This window comes from Jingyaoa shaoxingensis (assembly GCF_014385005.1).
Taxonomy (GTDB): domain Bacteria; phylum Bacillota; class Clostridia; order Lachnospirales; family Lachnospiraceae; genus Marvinbryantia; species Marvinbryantia shaoxingensis.
Map to the genome: position 1 here is coordinate 17,408 of NZ_JACRSZ010000018.1, position 22,409 is coordinate 39,816.

The 22,409-nt window shown below is 44.1% G+C and carries 24 protein-coding genes; all 24 read right to left on the bottom strand.

Annotation, left to right across the window (positions count from 1 at the left end; translation table 11 throughout):
• Positions 1-3: 3 nt before the first annotated feature.
• The 24 genes from H8716_RS14545 to H8716_RS14660 all read right to left on the bottom strand — a co-directional run bounded on the left by H8716_RS14545 (position 4) and on the right by H8716_RS14660 (position 22,368).
• Positions 4-1,014 carry a stage V sporulation protein AD gene (locus tag H8716_RS14545; protein ID WP_249309758.1) on the bottom strand — a complete coding sequence of 337 codons (1,011 nt, stop codon included), beginning with the start codon at positions 1,012-1,014 and terminating at the stop codon, positions 4-6.
• Positions 1,015-1,271: 257 nt separating this feature from the next.
• On the bottom strand, positions 1,272-1,682 hold the full coding sequence (locus H8716_RS14550; RefSeq protein WP_249309759.1) for a hypothetical protein: 411 nt from the start codon (positions 1,680-1,682) through the stop codon (positions 1,272-1,274).
• 137 nt (positions 1,683-1,819) lie between these two features.
• Entirely contained in the window at positions 1,820-2,830 is a 1,011-nt protein-coding gene (locus H8716_RS14555) for an asparaginase (protein WP_249309760.1), read from the bottom strand.
• An 11-nt stretch (positions 2,831-2,841) separates the two neighbouring features.
• Positions 2,842-5,004, bottom strand: a complete 2,163-nt coding sequence (locus H8716_RS14560; protein ID WP_249309761.1) for a complex I subunit 5 family protein — start codon at positions 5,002-5,004, stop codon at positions 2,842-2,844.
• Positions 5,005-5,019: 15 nt separating this feature from the next.
• On the bottom strand, positions 5,020-6,495 hold the full coding sequence (locus H8716_RS14565; protein ID WP_249309762.1) for a complex I subunit 5 family protein: 1,476 nt from the start codon (positions 6,493-6,495) through the stop codon (positions 5,020-5,022).
• The gene (locus H8716_RS14570; protein ID WP_249309763.1) at positions 6,492-7,970 is read right to left on the bottom strand and encodes a complex I subunit 5 family protein; all 1,479 of its coding nucleotides are present in this window, start codon (positions 7,968-7,970) and stop codon (positions 6,492-6,494) included. The genes H8716_RS14565 and H8716_RS14570 overlap by 4 nt, the downstream gene beginning before the upstream one ends.
• 12 nt (positions 7,971-7,982) lie before the next feature.
• Positions 7,983-9,497, bottom strand: a complete 1,515-nt coding sequence (locus tag H8716_RS14575) for a complex I subunit 5 family protein (protein ID WP_249309764.1) — start codon at positions 9,495-9,497, stop codon at positions 7,983-7,985.
• Positions 9,497-9,880 (bottom strand): sodium:proton antiporter, encoded by a 384-nt coding sequence (locus H8716_RS14580; protein ID WP_249309765.1) that lies wholly within the window; start codon positions 9,878-9,880, stop codon positions 9,497-9,499. Before H8716_RS14580 ends, H8716_RS14575 begins: the two co-directional genes overlap by 1 nt.
• A gap of 4 nt (positions 9,881-9,884) precedes the next feature.
• Positions 9,885-10,844 carry a hydrogen gas-evolving membrane-bound hydrogenase subunit E gene (gene mbhE, locus H8716_RS14585; RefSeq protein ID WP_249309766.1) on the bottom strand — a complete coding sequence of 320 codons (960 nt, stop codon included), beginning with the start codon at positions 10,842-10,844 and terminating at the stop codon, positions 9,885-9,887.
• A complete protein-coding gene (locus H8716_RS14590; protein WP_249309767.1) occupies positions 10,841-11,122 on the bottom strand; it encodes a hydrogenase subunit MbhD domain-containing protein in 282 nt (93 codons plus the stop codon). Before H8716_RS14590 ends, mbhE begins: the two co-directional genes overlap by 4 nt.
• Positions 11,122-11,496 (bottom strand): cation:proton antiporter, encoded by a 375-nt coding sequence (locus tag H8716_RS14595; RefSeq protein WP_249309768.1) that lies wholly within the window; start codon positions 11,494-11,496, stop codon positions 11,122-11,124. Before H8716_RS14595 ends, H8716_RS14590 begins: the two co-directional genes overlap by 1 nt.
• The gene (locus H8716_RS14600) at positions 11,483-11,833 is read right to left on the bottom strand and encodes a monovalent cation/H+ antiporter complex subunit F (protein WP_249309769.1); all 351 of its coding nucleotides are present in this window, start codon (positions 11,831-11,833) and stop codon (positions 11,483-11,485) included. Before H8716_RS14600 ends, H8716_RS14595 begins: the two co-directional genes overlap by 14 nt.
• The gene (locus H8716_RS14605; protein WP_249309770.1) at positions 11,817-12,302 is read right to left on the bottom strand and encodes a Na+/H+ antiporter subunit E; all 486 of its coding nucleotides are present in this window, start codon (positions 12,300-12,302) and stop codon (positions 11,817-11,819) included. The genes H8716_RS14600 and H8716_RS14605 overlap by 17 nt, the downstream gene beginning before the upstream one ends.
• 109 nt (positions 12,303-12,411) lie before the next feature.
• Positions 12,412-12,855, bottom strand: coding sequence for a SpoVA/SpoVAEb family sporulation membrane protein (locus tag H8716_RS14610; protein WP_249309771.1), 444 nt, complete (start codon positions 12,853-12,855; stop codon positions 12,412-12,414).
• A gap of 11 nt (positions 12,856-12,866) precedes the next feature.
• Positions 12,867-13,283 (bottom strand): stage V sporulation protein AB, encoded by a 417-nt coding sequence (locus H8716_RS14615; RefSeq protein WP_249309772.1) that lies wholly within the window; start codon positions 13,281-13,283, stop codon positions 12,867-12,869.
• 10 nt (positions 13,284-13,293) lie between these two features.
• Positions 13,294-13,920: a stage V sporulation protein AA gene (locus H8716_RS14620; RefSeq protein WP_249309773.1), complete on the bottom strand. Its 627-nt coding sequence runs from the start codon at positions 13,918-13,920 to the stop codon at positions 13,294-13,296.
• Between the two features lie 73 nt (positions 13,921-13,993).
• The gene (locus H8716_RS14625; RefSeq protein ID WP_249309774.1) at positions 13,994-14,713 is read right to left on the bottom strand and encodes a SigB/SigF/SigG family RNA polymerase sigma factor; all 720 of its coding nucleotides are present in this window, start codon (positions 14,711-14,713) and stop codon (positions 13,994-13,996) included.
• 2 nt (positions 14,714-14,715) lie between these two features.
• Positions 14,716-15,153: an anti-sigma F factor gene (spoIIAB, locus tag H8716_RS14630; RefSeq protein ID WP_249309775.1), complete on the bottom strand. Its 438-nt coding sequence runs from the start codon at positions 15,151-15,153 to the stop codon at positions 14,716-14,718.
• A gap of 49 nt (positions 15,154-15,202) precedes the next feature.
• Complete coding sequence (locus H8716_RS14635) at positions 15,203-15,517, bottom strand: STAS domain-containing protein (RefSeq protein WP_249309776.1); 315 nt, start codon at positions 15,515-15,517, stop codon at positions 15,203-15,205.
• 140 nt (positions 15,518-15,657) lie between these two features.
• Positions 15,658-17,301 (bottom strand): tetratricopeptide repeat protein, encoded by a 1,644-nt coding sequence (locus tag H8716_RS14640; protein WP_249309777.1) that lies wholly within the window; start codon positions 17,299-17,301, stop codon positions 15,658-15,660.
• 12 nt (positions 17,302-17,313) lie between these two features.
• The gene (locus tag H8716_RS14645; RefSeq protein WP_249309778.1) at positions 17,314-17,460 is read right to left on the bottom strand and encodes a hypothetical protein; all 147 of its coding nucleotides are present in this window, start codon (positions 17,458-17,460) and stop codon (positions 17,314-17,316) included.
• Positions 17,453-18,751 (bottom strand): bifunctional folylpolyglutamate synthase/dihydrofolate synthase, encoded by a 1,299-nt coding sequence (locus tag H8716_RS14650; RefSeq protein WP_249309779.1) that lies wholly within the window; start codon positions 18,749-18,751, stop codon positions 17,453-17,455. The genes H8716_RS14645 and H8716_RS14650 overlap by 8 nt, the downstream gene beginning before the upstream one ends.
• Before the next feature lie 151 nt (positions 18,752-18,902).
• Positions 18,903-19,682 (bottom strand): ABC transporter substrate-binding protein, encoded by a 780-nt coding sequence (locus H8716_RS14655; protein ID WP_249309780.1) that lies wholly within the window; start codon positions 19,680-19,682, stop codon positions 18,903-18,905.
• Positions 19,666-22,368 carry a YfhO family protein gene (locus H8716_RS14660; RefSeq protein ID WP_249309781.1) on the bottom strand — a complete coding sequence of 901 codons (2,703 nt, stop codon included), beginning with the start codon at positions 22,366-22,368 and terminating at the stop codon, positions 19,666-19,668. The genes H8716_RS14655 and H8716_RS14660 overlap by 17 nt, the downstream gene beginning before the upstream one ends.
• Positions 22,369-22,409: the final 41 nt, after the last annotated feature.

The window sequence follows — 22,409 nt, forward strand, 5'->3', positions numbered from 1 at the left end:
ATATCAGCAGTGCTCCAGTACAATTCCATGGGCAATTCCCGGAACGCTCTGTCCCTCATTAAAACTAACCGGTGACATTAATGCACCAGTAGGAACAAACAGCACTCTTTTCCAGATCCCCTTTTCCAGTTTCGGCAGAATCAGTGCGGAAAGTACCGTTGCCGAACATCCACATCCGCTTCCGCCTGAATGAGTATCCTGCCTTTCCCGGTCATAGATCTCAATTCCGCAATCCATATGTTTCTGACTGATGTCATATCCTTCTTTTTTCAGCAGATCAATTAGAATCTCCTGTCCCACATATCCCAGATCTCCGGTAATGATCTTGTCATACTCCAGCGGCCCATTTTCAAAGTCCCGGAAGTGGCCTGCAATAGTGTTGCTGGCCGCCGGTGCCATGCAGGCTCCCATATTCATGGAATCTTGTACCCCATAGTCCACCACTTTTCCCACTGTGATTCCGGTAATTCTCACATGACCGCCATTTTTCCCCAAAACAAAGGCGCCGCTTCCCGTAACAGTCCAGGTAGCTGACAGCGGTCTCTGGTTGCCATATGCCAGGGGAAAACGGAACTGCTTCTCTGCACTGGCAAAATGGCTGGATGTCACTGCCGCCGTATAATCTCCGTAATTTCCTGCAACGGTCATGGCAGCCAGTGCCAGTGCTTCTCCGCAGGTAGAACATGCCCCGTAAATACCAAACCACGGAATCTCAAAACTCTCCAGTCCAAAGGATGTGGCAATCAATTGTCCCAGCAGATCCCCGCCATACAGATATCGGATCTTTTCTTTTGGAATTCCCGCGTTCTGGATTGCCAGTTCCAGCGCTTCCCTCTGCATTTCGCTTTCCGCTTTTTCCCAGCAGTCTTCTCCGAACAGATCATCCTGGGAAACTACAGAAAAAGCACCGCCAAGCGGTCCTTCTCCTTCCTTTTTTCCAACTACGGATGAAGTCCCCACTAAATGCGGTGCCCTCTGAAAACAGATGCTCTGTCTGCCCTGTGTCTGATCCATGTCACAACCTCCATTTCAACTGCATCCGTAAGTCCGGATGTCTATCTGTGAAAAAGTGTGTGCATTTTTTCTTTTTTTATACAGCAGATTACCTGTATTTTGTATCTGCTCATTGCTTTCACAGATACAGTGGGTTCTGAACAGTTATTTTTTAATCACTTCTTTTTTAAATATCTGGCATATTTTTCAGTTTTCCCCATATGATATAGTGTAAGCACCAATAAAGCAGTGCGCAAACTGAACATGTTATTTGAACCTTACAGTATCTCGTCTTCTCTGCAGACTCTTCCCTGAAGTTTCTCCTGCAGCGTTGCCAGAATCTGTTTCACTTCTTCTGCATCGAGTGCATCATAGGTGATCGCATATACCTTCTTTATTTTGTGTTCTTCAAAGTATACCTGATCTTCCTGATTCTCAAAGTCTTCTGCAGCCTCTTCAAATACCATCGTGTCATGTGTTAATGTCAGTTCCAGCAGATCCATTTCACGCCAGATTTCTGCCTTCTCCTGATAATCCGGTAGTAGTTCTGCAAGCTGCGTTGCACATACTTCCTGTGGAATCAGATAATAATCTATAAGCATTTTTTTCACAGGTTTTTCCGGCTGCATAGTCTTTTTTGCGGTCTGATGATGTGCACTCTTCTTTTTGGTATTTGTTTTGTTTTTCATATTTGTTTCCTACCTTTCCTGTCTCGCCTCTTTTTGCGGTATCTCTTCTTATATTTATCTGCTTATGTCTGCTCATAGGGAACAGAACGAATACAAAACTGAAATAGAATCCTGGAAACAGGATTCTATTTTATTTCCTATTGTTCCGGACTGAACATCATATCATGATTGATTTTTTTATAGAATTTTTCCCTGAATGTATTCTGATCCGTACTCTCATGAAGCGCCCACATGGTCTTGGCAACCGTCGCTTCCAGTGTCATGTCATAAGATTCCAGTAGAGAAAATTCTCTTTTGATCATTTTTCCCACCTGATAAACGGTCATATCACTGCCTTCATGAGTCACCTGAGTTGCCATAATAACAATCTTTCCTTTTTCCACAAAGCGCCGGATTGCCTGATAGAATTCATCATCTCCATAATCCGGAAGTCCTCCTACTCCGAAAGATTCAATAATCAGTGCATCCACACTGTCACACAGAGAATCTATGATGGATGCGTTACTTCCAGGAATCAGTTTCAGTAAAAATACTTTTTCATCCAGATCATGGTAAAAACGAATGCGGTCTGTCACATGGTTCTTGTCATCAATGTAAAATACAATCCGCCGATCCTGGATCACGGCAATATCCGGGTAATTGATACTGGAAAAGGCATTATAACTCTTGGATCTCTCCTTTTTCGCCCTGGTTCCGGCAATGACAGAACCGCCAAATACAATATTGGTCCCGTGTGCTTTCGGATGTGCCGCAAAACGCAGACTGTCCAGAAGATTGGCTCTGGCATCTGTGATTGCCAGATCAATCGGCTTCTGTGCTCCTGTCACCACGATCGGCTTCAGGTTGTTCTGAATCAGATAGGACAGGGCTGCCGCCGTATACGCCATGGTATCTGTTCCATGACAAATGACAAATCCGTCATAATATTCATATTTTTTCTCAATCAGGGCAGCCAGCTCCATCCACTGTCTGGCACAGATATTAGTGCTGTCCAGATTAAAAGGCTGAATATGGTCAATCTCACAGAACTCCTTTGCCTCTGGCACATAGGATAAAAGCTCACTGGCTCCGATCTGGGGAGCCAGCCCTTTCTCTGTGTATTTTGATGCAATCGTTCCACCCGTTGCAATTAACAGTATTTTTTTCATAATTTCTCCTCTTAAGCCATTCGTACCGCTGCGATCAGAAGATAAATCAGGGTAATGCACAGTCCCAGAGAAAACAGCAGCAGTCCATATGACATACTTCTTCCTATTAGCATCATATTCTCACGGAACTGTTCATAACGAAGTGCAAACTTGTGTTTAAAATCCGTCTTGCATGGATGTTTCTTCCATATAGTGGCATTGAGCAAATGTTTTACTGCATTGCAGCATCTTCCCAATACATGTGTTACCGGGTTGCCCTCCTCCGGATCATCCGGCTCTTCACTGCCATGATAAATGTCTTTCTTCATTTCCACAATGACAGGATCCTGAATCGTATTAAAAAAGCTTGCTTCGACATAAGCCGCCAGCGGCTGGATCTTCGCGAATACATCCACCAGTTTATCCAATACTTTGCATACACCGCCTGCCACAGCCGGAAGGACCTGAAGCAGCACCGGACGGTAAAGATAATCTTCCAGGTCCAGAACTGCCGGCCAGCAGTTCACATATTCTTTTGACCCATCTGCCTGTTTTTTCATCATCCATCCGCGGATCACCAGCAGGTATACTGCTGCCCCCAGTAAAACAGATATCAGACTTCCGGAAAGATTCGTCATGCCAAACCAGGATATCTGCTCTGCTGCCTCTTCTGCTCCCATAAACGTTTGTCCCAGATCTGCCATCCAGTTCATAAAACGGTCTGGCAGGATTCCCATAAGTGGAAACAGAACTGCGCAAATTCCAAGTACGATCTTGCTCATTGTATTCATATAGCTGCCCTTCAGGTCATCATATGCCTTCTGACGCTGCCGGTCTTTGTTTTTTTCCACGAATACTGCCATAAACAGTTTTAACATATAAGCAACCGTCAAACCGCCACTGATCAGAAACAGCCATTCCACCAACCTGATATCAGGAACTCCAAGAATCTGGTCACTCTTTCCTGCTATGCCGGCATATTCTACAATACTTTCATGCAACAGTGTCTTGCTGATATATCCGGAAAAAAGCGGCACACCGCCGATTCCCAGCGCTCCGCTTAAAAATGCCAGCTTCAGCAGTGGTTTATTTCTTCCAAATCCCCTGATCTCATTGAGCTCCAGCTTGTGGAGATTCATGTAGATCACACCCGCTGCCATGAAAAGTGTCAGTTTAAACAGGGAATGATTCACCATATGAAGCATGGTTCCTCTCACTGCCAGTATGTTTTCTTCACCCAGCAGTCCCTGCATACCGATTCCAACCAGAATAAATCCGATCTGTGAAACAGAAGAACACGCCAGCGTCCGTTTGATATCAATGGAAAATACCGCCAGAACCGCTCCTGCTACCATGGTCAGTACTCCCACCAGCAATACAAAAGTGCCCCACCTTGCATCGTGAAAGAGAATCTTACAGCTGATTACCAGTATGCCGAAGATTCCAGTCTTTGTCAAGATACCGGAAAGCAGCGCGCTGGCAGGTGCCGGTGCAACCGGATGTGCTTTTGGAAGCCAGATATGAAGCGGAAAGGCTCCTGCCTTGGCCCCAAATCCCACAAACATGCATACACAGGCTGCCAGCACATTCTTTCCCTGGCATGCCTGATACAGATCATCAATCATCAATGTTCCGGTCTGATGATACAGTAAAAACAGTCCCATCAGGATAACCAGCCCTCCGATCACGGCAATAGCAAGATAGGTCTCTGCCGCCCGCAGGGATTCTTTTCTCTCATCCTGGGCAACCCAGACATAAGAAGTAAAAGACATCATTTCAAAAAAGATAAAGGTAGTATACAGATCTGCGGAAAACAAAACTCCTTCTGTTGCTCCCAGTGTCATAATCATAAAGAGATAATATCTGTTTCGATTCCGGTAATGCCGGAAATACTCTGTAGAAAACAGTGTGGTCATCATCCACATAAAAGCTGCCACAGTTCCATATACTGCACGGAAACCATCCGTCTCAAACTTCAGTCCCATCTGACAGATTCCCGGAAGCTCCACACCTGCCGTCTGATCCTTCATGGTGATCAGTATGATCATCGTCATCAGAAATTCTATCACAGCAACTGCACACGCCATATAGTCGCGAAAACGTTTATCCGTTCTTCCGGCCAGATAAGTCACTCCCGCTCCTGCAAGAGGAAAGAATACGATCCATGCCAGTAAATATATCTGTGTTTCTCCCATTTTCTTTCCTCCTTTCTAATACATTCCACTGGCTACATCTGTGAAAAATCTCACCAGAGGACCGGAAAACAGTCCAAGACAGATCACCGCCAGCGCAAACAACATCAATGGCAGACACATACGCCAGGAAGGGTCTTTTACCTCTTCGATATCCTCATAACGGAAATTCCTGCCCGGGAAATAAGCTCTGAACACAATGGACATCATATAAATAGAAGTCAGAAATGCAGAAATCAGCAGACATCCCACACCCAGATACGCCTGCAGACGCTCACTGGCAACAGCCGCTTTTGCAATATTCCATTTACTGATGAAGCCCGCCAGTCCCGGAACTCCCATCAGCCCCAATGCAGATACCGTAAAACAGCCAAATACCACAGGCATTTTTCTGCCATAACCATTCAGATCATCAATATACATTTTTTCAGTCTGATGCATCACTGCACCCGCACACAAAAAAGAACAGATCTTCATGCAGGCATGACATATCATATGCGTCAACGCTCCAACCAGTCCCAGAGGTGTCATAATTGCCGCACTGAAAATAATATACGAAAGATTACTGATCGTTGAATATGCCAGACGTCTCTTGATATGTCGCTCCATAACAGCCCTGGTACAGCCATATACAATAGAAAACATAGCAAAAGCCATCACAACCGCCTGTACCCAGGTGCCACGCAGGAATTCTGTTCCAAAACTATAATAGGTCAGACGGATAATGGCAAATACTCCTGCTTTTACCACTGCTACTGCATGAAGCAGTGCTGTTACCGGCGTTGGTGCCACACCTGCATCCGGAAGCCAGGATCCCATCGGCCACATGGCGGCTTTTACACCAAATCCCATACAGGCAATGAGATACACTACCAACAGCACCTGCTTCTTATCTCCGATCTTCTCCAGATTTAGCACTCCACCCATGACAAAGTCAAGCTGATTCCCATATACCATCAGAAAAACGATACCAATCAGAGCAAATGCTGCTCCTCCAAGGGAATAATACAGATATTTCCTTGTCGCATGAATGGCCTGACGACTAAGACTGTGCAAAATCAATGGCACAGTTACCAGAGTCAGCAGTTCATAAAAGAAATACATACTGAGCATATCCGACGCATAGGAGATACCCAGTGTTACCCCATACGTAATGGAATAAAACATGAAAAAAACTCTCTGGTGTTTCTCATGTTCCATATATTCAAAGGAATACAGCATGGCAAGAGGCCAGAGCGCCGCCACTAGCACGGAAAATACCATGGACATGCCATCTATTCGAAAAGAAATAGACAGATCCTGCATGAAATGCACCACTTCCAGTTTTCCCTGCGGACGCATTCCTGCCAGAAGAAACACGATCACAGATGTTACGATCATGATACATTCCAGATAAATCTTCATAATTCGCCGGTCGGAAAAAGGAATCACTTTTACCAGTATTCCCCCCACAATCGGCAACAATATTGCAATCAGCATCCAGTATTGACTCATAACATAACCTCCGCAATCTGTCCCGCATACTGTACCAGCGGACCACAGAATATTCCAAGAAGCAGTGACAGACATGCCAGCACTGCAACCGGTATTACCATGGCTTTTACAGGTTCTTTTTTCTCCAGATGTGCATAATCGTATGTATCACCCGGCAGGAATCCTTTCATCGTAACCGGCAAAAGATATCCTGCTGTCAGCAGTGCACTGATCAGCAGCACTACCGGTCCCAGCCAGAAAAATACAGATATGCCTGAATCCAGTGCCCCTTCTGCCAGATACCATTTGCTGATAAATCCACTCGCTGGCGGAATTCCAATCAGCGCCAGTGATGCAATGGTATAACAGATCATGGTCACCGGCATTTCTTTTCCGATTCCACGTATCTGATCTGCTTTTGTTTTTCCTGTACGGAAAATGACTGCTCCCACACACAGGAAGAGGCAGGACTTGATACATGCATGGAATACCACATGGAGCATGGCTCCTGTCATAGCTTCCGGCTGTAAAAGTGCCAGTCCAAACAAAATATAGGAAATCTGGCTTACCGTAGAATAGGCGAGCCTTTTCTTCAGGAGATTTTCCCTGTAAGCGAGCATAGATCCCATAAATACAGTAATCAGCGCCAGCGTCAGCCATGTCTTCTGTACCCAGGTACCACGTATAAAATCCGCTCCGACAATCTCGTATACAACACGGATTACTCCCAGCACCCCCATTTTTACAATCACACCTGACAGTACCGCACTTGCCGGTGCAGGTGCCGCCGGATGAGCAGTTGCCAGCCAGCCGTGCAGTGGAAACATACCAGCTTTTACACCAAATCCCAGAATCATCAGAAATGCTGCTGTAAGAATCAGCGTCTCATGACCTGTTACTGCTGCCAGGTTCAACGTGCCTCCCGGAGTAAAATTCAGAGAAGTTGTATAATGGTTTAATACATATGTTCCGAATAATACCAGGTAAGCACCACACAGGGAATACAGCAGATACTTGATGCCCGCCGTAATTGCCTCTCTGGTTCTGGTATGCAGTACCAGCGGCACTGTGGTCAGTGTCATCATTTCATAAAACAGATAAAAGGTCACCAGATTACCTGCATAACAGAGTGCCATCAACACCCCATACACCACCAGAAAAAATCCGAAAAAACGTTTCTGGTCTTCTTCTTTTTTCATATATTCTCCCGCAAAACAGATGGATGCTGTCCAGACAACCGTCACCACTGCTGCCAACAGTCTGCCAAGGGCATCCATATGAAAATACACCGGCAGTTCACTTCCAATGGAAAACAACAGCACAGACTTCTCTTTGCCTGACACATTCAGAATCAGGAAACAGCCCGCTATAATCATTGCTGTCAACGCCTTACGTGCCAGTTCTTTTTGTGAACCTTCTTTTCGGTTCAGAAGCATCTCCAGTCCTGCCAGCACGGGGAAACACATATTCAATAAAAGCAAAATGATATCAGACATTTTCTACTCCCCCTATGAAAAATTCTGCAGCCCGATCTCAATAATATGAACAATCGGCTGGGACATCATGCCCAGAACCAGATTCAGCAAAATAAAACAGATAATGGTAATGCCATACATCTTCTGTTCTGACAGTCTGAAACTCAGATATCCCTGTTTCTTTTCATATGCACGTTTTTCCGGCACATAGATCCGAATAACGGTTTTCAGAAAATAAACTGCATTCAGAATTGTGCTGATGGCAAGCACAATGACCGTCGGGAAAATCTTCACCGGTGCATTATGTGCTACAGCCGCCTGTGCAAAAAGGATCTTGCTCACAAATCCGGCAAAGCAGGGAATCCCTACCATAGACAGAGAACCCACGGTAAATCCCACTCCTGCAATCTTATTACGGTAACCGGAACCGGTCAGTTCAGAAAAATGTCGGCTTCCATTGGATGCATCTGTCAGTCCGATGGCTGAAATAAAGAGCATGGACTTGGTTGCAGCATGCATCAGAATATGAAATACACTTGCTACCATCCCGGCTTCCGTTCCCAGTCCAAATCCCATATAGATATATCCAATCTGTGCAACAGAGGAAAAGGAGATCATCCTGCGAATATCGTTTTCCCAGATTGCATTGACTGAGCCAAATATCATAGCACAAAGACCAAATACAAATAATACGTTCAGGATATGACTGCCACGGATAATATGAATTCCAATCACACGGTAAAAGATCTTAATCAGCAGAAATATGTACCCTTTCGATACCAGACTGGATAACATTGCTGCAGAAGATACAGTTGAATATCCATAGGCATCCGGCAGCCATGCATGAAACGGAAACAGAGCACTTTTGATGGAAAGTCCAACTGTAATCAGACCGATGGTAATCATCATCGGCACCTGATAACTGCTCTCCTGCATAATCTGCTGTACCGACTCCTGAATATTAGACATCAACAAATGCCCTGTAAGGTCATAGAGCATACAGATCCCCATCAACAGCAAACCTGAACCCAAAAGGCTCATGATCATATACCGCACTGCTGCCACAATGGTCCGTCCGTTCTGCCGGATCATAATCAGTCCGCATGCAGCGATGGTGTTGATCTCTACAAATACATAAGCCGTAAACAGGTCATTGGTATAAATCAGTGCCAGCAGGGAACTGAGCAGTAAATCTGTCAGGATATAATAAATATTGTGTTTGGTAATCTCCACTTCATCTTTCAGTTTCTTTCTTCCACCCAGAAGAGATAGCAGCATAATAATAGAAAAAATGAGTGCCATCAACGCTTCCAGTGCACCGGCACGAATCTCATTGCCCCACGGCGCAGGGAAATGTCCCATCATGAATGTATAGCTTCCACCAACCTTCAGCATATAAGACAACAGCCATGCTGACATGGCCCCCACCAGGGTAATGACTGCCGTGTTTAGCCATTTTGCCTGTTTTTCCGGAAGAACGGAACTGATAATTCCTGAAAACATGGACAAAATAATAGAGAAGAAAGGCACATTCTGTACAAAAGCCATTAACGTCCCTCCTTCTTCAGTCTGGCTGATATCTCGTCCAGATCCAGCGTATGATATCTCTTATATAACCGTACTGTCAGTGACAGCATCAATGCCGTAACCGATACGGATACCACGATTCCGGTCAGCACCAGCCCACTTGGGATCGGATTGATATAGGTATCTACATCCTGAATGCCATTTACCACAATGGGAGCCAGACGACCTTCAATATAGCCTTTCTCTGCCAGAAACAGATAAATCGATGAATCCATAATATTCAGACCAATGATCTTCCGGATCAGATTTTTCTGAAAAAGAAGATTGGCAAAACCGATACCAAACAGCAGCATCGCCACCTCTTCTCCGATATTGGAAATAAAGTTTGCTCCAAAAACTATCATGAGATCAGAATCCTCCTTTCCGGAATAATGCAAAAAATGCATACATAGTACAAGCCACAACCATTCCCACACAGATATTCAGTGGAAGAATCAGTCCACTGCTGATAATGGCTCCCGCTTTTCCCAAGGGAATCCCACTCTCCAGATGATGAGCGCCGGTATAAAAAGAATAGCTTTTAGCCAGACAGTAAAATGTCAGGGCGCTAAAACTCACCCACTTATAGGTCTTCTCCGTAAAGAATCGTTCTGTCTTCTTAAATCCAAAGGCATTCAGATACAGAATCAGTCCGGCACCGATAATGGCGCCACCCGAAAACCCTCCTCCCGGTGACAGATGGCCATTCAGAATTACATATATTCCAAAAATGAAAATAATCGGTACCAGTACTCCGGTAATCGTCTGCAAAATCACATCGTTTTTCGGTTCATAATAACTGTCTCTTTTCTCTTCTTCCTCTGCACTGTCTTTTCCTTTTTTCTTGTCATTACGCAGAAGAATCAAAACTGTACAGGTGGCAATAAACAACACGTTCGACTCACCAAAAGTATCAAACGCCCGGTAATCCAGAATCATACCGGTTACAATGTTCACAGCTCCCGTATCCTGCAATCCATCTTCAATATACTTTGCTGCCACCTCATTGCTACCTGGATTATGGCTATTTCCCACAGGCGGCAGGTAAGATACCTGCACCAAAAGAATGAGAATCAGTGCCATGGCACACAGCAGCCCTGCCACTCTGTAAAATCTTCTGAAAAATCCATAGATCCGGTTGTGTTCGATATCATATGTCTTTTCTATCATTCTGTCATGGTCCCGGCGATGCTTCAAAATTGCATGTTCATCCGGAATATACTCCCGTTCCAGTTTTAGTATTTCCGGCTGGGAATCACTTTCGTCCTTTTCCCATACTGCACGCCAGAAGGCTTTGATTCCTCCGCAGCGATTGTCAGTTCCTTTCATTTTTCTTTCCTCCTGCTCTCTGTCTCATCCTGGTCTTTTTCTTCATCCATGGCATGGATCTTTTTGAGCGTGGCAAAGAACAGAATGGTCGTTACACCTGCCCCCACTGCAGCTTCCGTAATAGCAAGATCCGGGGACTGTAACAGAATCCACATAATAGACATAATCAGACTGAAACTCATAAAAATAAGAATAGAATTCAGCAGATTCCTGGAAAAGCTGACGGATACTGCGCACAGAACCAGAAATGCCAGCAGCATATATTCAAATATCTTCATCACTCTTCTCCTCTCTGCTGACTCTGTTTTTCAAGGCTCTCACAAATCTCCTCCGGCATCTCACACCGATGCTTCACATCCGGGTTCGTCACTGCCTCAAGTCTGGCAATCAAATGCGACGATACCGGTGAAGAACACCACAGGAAGATCACTACCAGTGCCAGCTTCAGTGTTGTAAAATTCCATCCTGACAGCAGCATCAAACCCAGCAGGGAACTGCCGATTCCCAGGGTATCTCCCATTGCCGCAGCCTGCATTCTGTTCAATACATAGTCAAACTTAAACAGCGCAATGATCTGTATTCCGAAAAGGAACATACCAATCAGTAAAAAAATCACTCCAAGTGCAAAACGCAGCCAGCTAAGAATTACCATGTTCCTTCTCCTCCTTTTCTTCTGTAACTTCTTCCCGGTTCTGTTCCTGCTCCTTTCGTTCCAGATACACTCCGGTATATACCTTCGTCAGCACAACTACCGCCAGGAAACTGATCATGGCATAAATCAGGCAGATGTCTACCAAATATCCTTCCTGCAGGTACAGCGCTAAAATCGATATAATTACCATAACCATGGTTCCCATCATATTGACTGCCATCAGACGATCTGCGATGGATGGTCCCTTTACTGCCCTGAGCAGACACAAAAACAGCAGACATGCCAGATAAATCAGTATCACAGCAAACAGCCATGGACATTTACTCATGATTTCCATGTGTCTCACCTATCCTTTCCATGTGTTCCAGCATTTTCACAAAGGACGATTCCTCCATTCCGTAAGCCAGGGAACGATCCAGACAGTGGACAATCACTTCATCTCCGTGAAGCGACACCGTAATCGTACCTGGTGTCAACGTAATCGAATTCGTCAGAATCACCTTTGCCAGATTAGACTTCAAAGTAGTTCTGAAAGACACCATGATCGGTTCGACCTCGTTTGTCCCAGACAATACAAAATGGCAGACAGCAACATTTGCCCTTACAATCTCAATCAGAAGATTGCCCAGATACAGCAGAAAATACCCGCTGCGCCGGATGAGCAGACTCTCCTTCTGCCAGCTGTAATCCATAAATTTGCAGACAAAACCAAACATCAAAAAGGCAACTACAATTCCAAAGATCAGAATCTCCGTTGTAATCGCCCCGTTAAAAATTATCCATACAAGAAAAAATAATAAAAGCATTGTCCTCACTCCTCAAGTTTCTGGTGATAATTATACCATGTTTGCCACAGAAGTGAAACTGCATTTTACAATAATTATATTTTTTTCATCTGAACCCTCTTGTTTTTGTTCAAATCAGCCAGTATATTACTCCCAACACCCAGCTTGTAAAAATACCATACAGAATGACAGGACCTGCAATATTAAAAATCTTACAGCCTATTCCAAATACCTGTCCTTCTTTCTGGAACTCAATGGCCGGTGCAGCCACAGAATTGGCAAAACCGGTAATCGGAACCAGTGTTCCAGCGCCCCCGAATTTTGCCAGTGGCTGATACCAGCCCATTGCAGTCATAATAATACTGATCAGTACCAGAAGCATGGCACACCAGCCTGCTGCAGTCTCTGTATCCATCCCAAGTGCCTGTCCTGCGTTCAGGATTGCCTGTCCCACTGTACAGATCATTCCCCCTGTCACGAATGCTTTCAGACAGTTCAAAATCACATTGTGTTTTGGAGTTACCTTTTTCACATATTCCTGATAAGCCTGATTTCTTTGTTGCTCTTTATCCATGTTTTTCTCCTTTACCAGTTCATGTAGAATTGCAACAGGCTGCCGAGGATTTTCCCCAATGCCAGGTTCCAGATAATCATACTGATTCCTGTGGTAATCCCGATTCTTCTGGAAAAAATCGGAAACATATGCACCATTTCTGCCAGTGCCATGATCCAGCCTCCTGTATAAATGCCAGCGGATACTCCCAGTATCAGCAGTCCTGGCCTGCCAAGAGACAGCGGAATCCGGTAAACCGTCAGCATGTTTCCCAAAATAGCTCCTGTAAATATCATACTTTCATACCAGCGGTTTTCTTTTGCTGTATGGGTAATTCCCACCAGCCGTGTTACAATACCAAGTCCCACAATCAGAGCAATGACACCTCCCGCCACCAGAAAGCCACAGCTGAAAGCACTGACCGCCATAATCACATTCTGTATATTCATTCTGTATGCCTCACTGTTCTTTCTGCTGCTCTCGTGCGGCATAAGCGGACATAATCGTCTGGTTGACATCCTGTTCATACGTATGCATCTGCACATCCAGCGGTGTCGGATCTGTTTCGATTCGTTTTCCGGCAAAATGATTGAAAAAGAGAATAATCCCAATTCCCAGTCCAAATGAATAAGATAATTCCAGCACTGTGAATCCATCCGATGTCTGACCTGTAAACAGCTGATAGATATCCGAAAACAGCCCCTGTATATCCACATCGTTATTAAATGTCATAATAGAAAACGCAGCCCCGAAAAAACTCAGAACACTGACTGCTCCTGTCTTCAGATATGCTATTGGCCTGCTTTTTTTCTTTTTTTCTTCGTAAGTAATAATAAAATCTGCCTCGCCCAGATTCTCCACTTCTACTTCAGGATACTCGGCATGAATCATATCCAGTACTTCCACAACAGACTTCACATATCTTCCCGGTCTGGTCAGATGAAAATCTTTCAGTTTCAGTACCTGTATCCGGTTCTTTAAAGAAGTGTTACTACATGTAATCTGTGCGATATCTTTTATCGTAAGGTTTTTCTGATGCACCAGCACATTACCGTCAATCTTCAGATATAAAGTCTCTTTCGCCACATGAATCCTCTTTTCCTGTGTTTTTGCATCCGTTCGGATGTTCTGTTTCTTTTGTTTCTAGCATTCCCACAGATCAGTCTTTTATACATAAACGCATTTTTTTCAGTATCTTTTTCTCCATTCTGGATATCTGCACCTGTGTTTTTTCCATCCTTTCTGCAATCTGCTGTTGTGTCATTTCATCAAAATAACGCATCTGTATCAAATCTCGTTCTTCCGGTTCCAATTGTTCCAGCACACTGCAAAGAAAGACATGATTCACCAGTTCATTTACAGAGTCCTTTTTATCCTCCACTCTGTCCTCCAGACAGATCTCATTTCCATCTGACTGGTAAACGGCTGTCTGCAAAGACTCTATCTCCGTAGATGCTTCCATTGCCATGATGATTTCTTCTCTTGGCACATCGGCCTGCTGTGCAATCTCATCAATGGTCGGTTCTCGTCCCAGCTGATGAATCAGCTGCTCCCTGATTCTGGACGTCTGATATGCTGTATTTTTCATAGAACGACTGACTTTCAGCATCCCGTCATCTCTCAGGAAACGCCGGATTTCTCCGGCAATCATGGGTACAGCATATGTTGAGAAACATACTTCCAGTTCAAGGTTAAAATAATCAATTGCCTTCAGAAGTCCAATACATCCGATCTGGATCAGATCCTCATTTTCTGCGCCTCTTCCCTGATATCTTTTTACCACATTCCTGACCAGTCCCATGTTTTCCTGCACTGCCGTCTCTCTTGCTTTTTTATCCCCCTTGTGTGCACATTCAATCAGCCACAGGGTACGATCCATGCCTATTTCCTTTCAAATCTTCCTATTCTTTTCTTCATCCATACAGTTGTGCCTTTTCCAGGTGCTGACTCTACTTCCAGTTCATCCATAAATGCTTCCATAAATGCGAATCCCATTCCAGATCGTTCTTCATCCGGCTTTGTTGTATACATTGGCTGCATGGCAAGTTCCACATCCTCAATTCCAACTCCATAATCTGTCACTTTAACCTCCAGTACCTGATCCTGAATATGGCATTCAATATGTATTTTTTTTACTTCATTCTGATATCCGTGTACAATGGCATTGGTCACTGCTTCCGAAAGTGCCGTCTTCACATCTGCCACCTCTTCCAGTGTGGGATTCAGTTGTGTCATAAATGACGCCACCGCTACTCTGGCAAAACTCTCATTGCACGGGCGGCTGTCAAACTCCAGTTTCATTTCATTCGTCTCGCTCATGGTTTCCCCCTTAAAACAATTTGCTGCCTGCCACCTGAAAAGGCGGAAGTCATCTCATATCTGATATATCCAGCATCTTATAAACACCTGATAAAGTAAGGATTCTGCGAATCCGTTCATTAACGTGTACCGCTGTGACCGTTCCTCCCATAAAACGCATATTTTTATAGCGTCCCATAATCACTCCAATACCAGAACTGTCCATAAACTGTGTCTGGGAAAAATCAAAAATGATCCTTCTTATATTCCTGCTCTGTAAAATCCGGTCTGCCTCCCTTCGGATCTTTTCTGAATTAAAATGATCCACCTCTTCTGGCAGGCAGATGAACAAATCGGTACCTGCCACTTCAAAATACTGCTCCATCTATGCTCTCCTTTTCAATGATAAAAAATGATAACTATTCAGGTTCCACTGTCTGCGAAGGTACTGAACAGATACAAAAAAGGAACCGCTGCATTACTGCAGCAGTCCCCACACTCAGAGGTTCCTCTTTTGTTTAAGTTTTAATAAATCTGTATCCAGTTTCCACTCTCATCGTAATAACCGGATGTGGTATCACTGTAGCCGTTATCCTGACCAGTTCCATCAGTATAGTCGGATACATCCACAGTACCACCGTCCTGACTGGCTGAAGTATCCTGTGAATCCGTACTGTTCTGTGCATCTGTCTCTGCGCTATCTGTCGTACTGTCCGTGGTGCTGTCCTTCTTGCCGCCCGTACTCTTACCTGACTTGGCTGCCGTCAGAACAGAACTGTCTGTGATATACGGTGAAAGCAATTCTTCGTACTGTGGAAAACGAACAATGATCTCTGCAAAGGTCTTGTCCGCATTCTCGGTATCATTCAGATTGTAATAAGAGAATGCCAGATAATACCATGCGTCATACTGGCTGTTATCCGCTTCTGTTGCCTTTTTCAAGGCCTCCGCTGCCTTCTTATAATCTCCTGAAGAATATGCGGTTGCTCCTTCACTGTACAGTGTGCTGTACATAGCCCCCTTAACATTGCTGGTCATCGTCTCATACAGAGTCTTGGCTTCCCCTTCCAGACTGTCTGCCTCAATATCCCCCAGAGTAGCACCCGCCGTATTCTGATCTCCTGCCAGGAATTCATTTGCCGCTTTCAAAAGGGTATCATACCCATCTGCTTTATCCTGTGCATCCTGCATTGTCTTATTGGCATCATCTACCTTTGCCTGGTAATCCTCAATCTCTTTTTCCAGACTGGTCACTTTTGCTGTCTCTGAAGCCAGCTTGGTATTGGCATCTGTTACAGACTTGCTTGCTTCCTGGTTAATCTTCCTGGTATTGGCCGGAATTCCAAGGAACCAGATCAGTGCTGCCCCCAGAGCAAATCCCATAAAAATATTCAGGAAAGTTGCCATGGCAGAACTGTCACGGAAAGTCGTCGGCTGGATAATCACATCGTTCCCATTCTTATAGGAAACAGGTCCCAGCATACGTGGTTCTTTTTCTTCTCCGTCTACCATCTTACGGAACCGTTTGCCGCCTTTGTTCAGGTTGGTTCCCACACCGGTTGCTTCCTCGATCTCGTGAAGATACCGCAGTGTGGTAGTGTTTGTTGTATCAATCTGAGCAGCCTTCTTCAGAAGCTTTCTTGCCTTTTCATATTCCTGCTGCTTCATATATACCAGTGCCAGAAGATGATATGCCTTGATCAGGTTCGGATTCTGTGACAGAACCTTTTTCAGCTGAATCACAGCCATATCTTCATCATCCTGTTTGCAGTACAGCAGTGCCTGATTATATTTTTTGATCGTCTGGTTAATAGTATCCAGTTTATTCTTATTCGCCTGCAGTTTTGCAATATAAAAGTCTGCAGCATTATTTTCTTCTACGGTATTCTTGCTGATTACCCATTCACTTAATGCAGATACCACTTCCCCTGTCTCATAATAAACAAGTCCCAGCAGATTCCTGGCGTCAATATTTTCCTTGTTGAACTTCAGACTTCTCTTCAGACAGGAAATCGCTCCGGACAGATCCCTGACGCTTGCCTTTTCCAGTCCTTCATTATAGAGAAGATTCGATATCCTGACAATACGCTTCTGAAGTGTCACATCTGCTCCGCATCCGGTACAGTAATCAATGGCAGATAAAGGTGTCCCGCAGTAAATACATCTCATAGCGTGTCCCCCTTATCTTTTCTTGTTCTTTTCTTCCTGAATCATCTCTTTCAGAATATCAGTAACATCGGTAAAATCTCTTTTATAGATTGCATCTTCAGCTTCATTCACATCCAGGCTTGGATGAAACTTCTTCAGTTCCTCTTCGTAATTAATCATGCTTCTTCTCCTCTATCACTTTCTTCACTTCGCCTACCAGATACAGGGATCCAACGCAAAACAGAAGTCCGTCTCCCTTTTTCACCATAGCAGTGTCAAAAGCTTCTTCGATACTGCTGATGGCAGTGACAGGTACACTGGTAAACTTTCGGAAGACTGCTGCCAGTTCTTCTGCCGGAACAATTCTGCTTCCGTGAATCTCGGTAACGACCACTTCCTGAATACAGCCGGTGTCACAGATAGTATGTACCATTTTTTCATAATTCTTCTCAACTACTGCCGAAAACAGCATCACGATTCTTCTGCTGCTTCCTACCTGTCTGAGCGTACGTACAAATTCATGGACGCCATCTTCATTGTGCGCACCGTCTACGATCACGCCTGGCAGTACTGTCTCCATTCTTCCCTGCCATCTGGTATCCCGGATTGCCTGAAGACGTGTCTCAAGACCGATCTCGTGCTGCGGATCAATCTCTTCCATTGCAAGAAGTGCCAGTGCACTGTTTCTCACCTGATACGGTGCAAGATATGGCACGGTAATCACATGTCCCTGATAAAATGATTCATCAAACAGATAATCCACACTGTGGTCTGTAGATCCCTGTATACTCAGTTTTTCTTCATACAACGGAACCGCTTTCGCATTCTCTTCTTCTGCCTTTTGCAGAATCACTTTCTCTGCGCGCTTTTCTCTTCCATCATACACAATCGGTATACCCTGTTTGATAATGCCTGCCTTTTCTCCTGCAATCTCTTCGATGGTATCTCCAAGAATCTCTGTATGATCCAGACTGATAGATGTAATCACTGTTACAACCGGTTTTTCTACTATATTCGTAGCATCCAGTCTGCCGCCCAGCCCTGTCTCCAGAATGAGATACTCTACCTGTGCTTTCTCAAAGATCACCATACCAATGGCAAAAAGCAGTTCAAAATATGCCGGATGATAAAAGCCATCCTTCTGCATCTCTTCTACCAGCTTCATTACCCGTTCATACGCATCCAGAAAAATTTCATCACTGACCGGTTCATTATTAATCTGAAAACGCTCATTGATCTTAACCAGATGAGGGGATGTAAATAATCCGGTCCTCTTTCCACCTTCTGTCAGCATCGAAGATAAAAATGCACAGACAGAGCCTTTTCCGTTTGTACCAGCCACGTGAATCACTTTCATGTGACGTTCCGGATGCCCCAGTCGTCGAATCAGTTCCATGGTATTCTCTGGTTTGTTCTTTGATGTAAACTTCGGTACACTATTAATATAAGCTTCCGCTTCTTTGTATGTCATATTCATTCATCTTCCAATCTCTTTAGTTGTTTCTTATCTATCATATATACTTCAAACTCTGAATGCAAGTAAAATTTTTCGCACAATTCGCCATAAAAGCTCTGGCTATGAAAATGATCCGGTAATAAAAATCTTCCGGATCATTTTCATTTTATTCAGTTATATCTTCTGTGGACTCTTCTTCCGTCTCTTCTCCCAGATATTTTTCCACCATTTTATCCAACTCCCCTGTCTCCTTCATTGTTGCCAGTGCATCATTGATATCTGTCATCAGTTCTTCATCCTCTGCACTTGCTGTAATTACAAAGTTCTGCCCATCAGATATGCTGTCACAGATATACAGATTCTCCGACTGGCAGCAAAAATACCGGGCAGCTTTTTCATCTAAAATCAGGGCATCAATCTCTCCTTTTTCCAGAGCATTCACCGCATCACCTTCTTTTTCATATACAGTTGCAGTTTCCTGGCTGAGTTCTTCTGCCAGCGTTTCCCCCTGAAGTGTATCGGCAGCCCCGATCTTCTTTCCCTGTAGATCTTCCCTCTGAAATTCTTCTGTCGTCTGTTCTCCTGCCATAAGGATGGCATATTTTACATCCATATATCCATCTGAAAAAAGCATGGTATCTGTTTCTTCTTCCGGTTTTACCACTCTTCCCATGGCAATCCGTGTCTTGCCTGACTGTACGGCATCAAATATGGAATCAAAAGACATATTACAGATTTCAAGTTCCATTCCCAGTTCTTCTGCTATCATTCTGGCAATCTCCATGTCAATACCGACAATCTCCTGATCATCACAATATTCATAAGGCGGGAAGTCCGCACATGTTGCCACACTTAATGTTCCTGTATAAGAAGCACGTGCCCCCGCCGGCATTGCTGCTGCCGCCAGAGCTGTCAATGTCAGAATCTTTTTACTTTTTTTCTGCATACTTTCTTTTCCTCCTTATAAACAGCGCTGCTGCAAAGATTCCAAGAGAAATCATGGAAATCACAATACTGATCCTGATTCCCGGCATTTCATACCGCAGTTCCACCGCATGTGTCCCTGCTTTGAGATCCAGTCCCATATACATAATATTCACTTTTCGAATCGGCACCTTTTCTCCATCCACATAAGCACTCCAGCCATTCTGATACGGGATACTCAGAACCAACAGCTGATCTTTCTCTGCTTCTACCGTTCCGGATACTGTATTCAGTTCTTCTTTCACATTCTGCAGAGATGACGCCTTTCTCTGCTGTACATATTCATCCAGTTTCTCCATAGGCTGGCAATATACGGAAATATCATCCACTGTCATAGTACACTTCTTATTAAAACGGATAGTACAGTAGGTCTTTCCCTTTTCTGCATAACCCAGATTGAACAGATAATCCTCCTGCCTGGTATTATATGCATTCGCATCTCCATGATAGCAATACGAGATATCATAACTTCCATCATCAGATTCAAAATAAAACCAGACTTTTCCGGCGCCTTTCATGCTCAGTGACTCCAGGTTAATATAGGTTTCTGACTGATCCAGTCCATCAAACCATAACGTCATGGTTGCATTTTTCTTTTTTACCTGTATCTTACCACCATCGAAAGTGATTCCGTCACTGCATTCTATCTTCTTTACCGGCACTTTCTGCCCTGATATAGTCAGTTCGCTAATATCTGCTGTCTGATCCTGCTCAGTCACTTCATCCACTACCGCGGCCTGAAGCATAGCTTCCTGCCTTGCTGCCGTATCCAACTGCTCAAGCTCTTCTCTGGAAATCACCTTATCATATCCATAGCCCAGCGGAAGCACATTCTGATTCTCATAGATGGTATAATATACCTCGTCCCGCAGTACTTCTTTTACTTTCTCATATCCATACGGGATCTCACTGTCAGAATCACTTTCAGGCACCTGATATTTGACGCATGCCAGTGCGTCCAGGAAACCTCTTGCATCAAATCCCCTTACTCTGACCAGGCTCCAGGAAGACAATCCCATTTCACGATAAAAATCAATCATAGCCTTTGCCAATGTACTGGAATAATAAACCACACCCTTATACCCCAGCATCATAGATGCCCCCTGCACATTAGACTGGCTCTTTCTGGAATAAGACCGGTAAAATCCGGTATCATCCAGTTCATCCAGTACTTTCAACGGAGTATTCGTTGCCTGCTCCACAACTTTCCCTCTGTTCGTAAACTCATATACCATTCCATCAAATCGAAAACGATATGCCCCAGTCACCCACAGAGAAATTACCACTGTCACAGGAATTGCACTCCTGCGAATCCATTGAGGTATGTTGATTCTTCTGTTCAGAAGCAGCAGAATCACCCAGGTTCCAAAAAGTCCCACACCAGCTGCTACAACCGAAAGTTCATACTTCTGGTGCAAAAGCATCTTCCCTATCCCCAGATACAGATATGGCTGCATGCATACAAAGCTGACTGCCAGATCACGTCCGGACAGATTTTTCAACTCTTCTGACATCTTTGCCGTAATCACCGCAATCAGCATGGCATAGGCATAACACCAGCGGTTATTCAGTGCCCCGAATCCGCTGAATACAAATCCGAATACCGGGATCATACAGAATAAAGTTCCCGTCAGAAATGCTGCTTTCAGGGTCTTATTTCCTTTGCGCAAAAACAAAATCTCCACGCAGATATAAGACAATGGGATAAAGCCCAGCCACAGCCATCTGCCCGGTGAGATCTCTGCTGAAAGAAAGCTCTGGTAAAAGTTTTGAATCCAGTTACTTCCGTAATTCCAAAGTGAGATTCTCTTTTCTACCGTCACTCCCGATCTGGACGATGTCAGGTAATCTGCAAAGGTATTAAAAAATGTAATATTGGCAATTCCAATTCCCAGCAGATAAGAACCGATAATTGTTCTCATGCGTAGGAAAAATTCCCTGATACTCTTCTTCTCTTCTCCACAAAAAAAACGTATCAGGAAATACACTCCCATCAGGAGCGTATTCATATAAGTAAAATAATATCCACACCAGAGACTGACAGCTACAAAAACAGTACACAGATACCACCGCCTCTTCCGGTATATCTCTTCCATGGCAAGGAGTAATAGCGGAAGTGTTATCATTGGTATAATAAAATGGCTGTGACGCATACCGGCAAACAGACCATAACCCGAAAAAACATATACCATACTTCCAATCAGACACTGCAATTTTGTATAACGGAAGTATCTTAAAAATGCAGTCAGGCTCAGCCCTGCCAAATAAAATCTCAGCACGATCAGGAATCCATATGCCAGTTCAATCTGACTCTCATCAAATAACAAATATAACCAGTACAATGGCTCCATATGAAGTGGTACAGAATCCCCCATTCCAATGCGGAAATCATACATCCGAAAAGCCTGTTCTCCATTCAGGAGATTCTTTATCATCTCCTTCATGCTGGTAATAAAATAGGATGCCTTCGGCACATACTGAGACGAAACATCTGTCGTCCAGCAGAAACTTTTCTGCTTCATTATAAACCATATAAAGACTCCTGTTGAAACCAGTGCAAACAGGAGCGTATACCAGCCTATGTAACCTGCCGCTCTTTTTCTGTCTGTTCTATGCTGTTCTTTTTTATATTCTCTGTTTTCTGTCATAAATTTTCCTTTATTTCTTCTATGTTTATTCAAATTATATG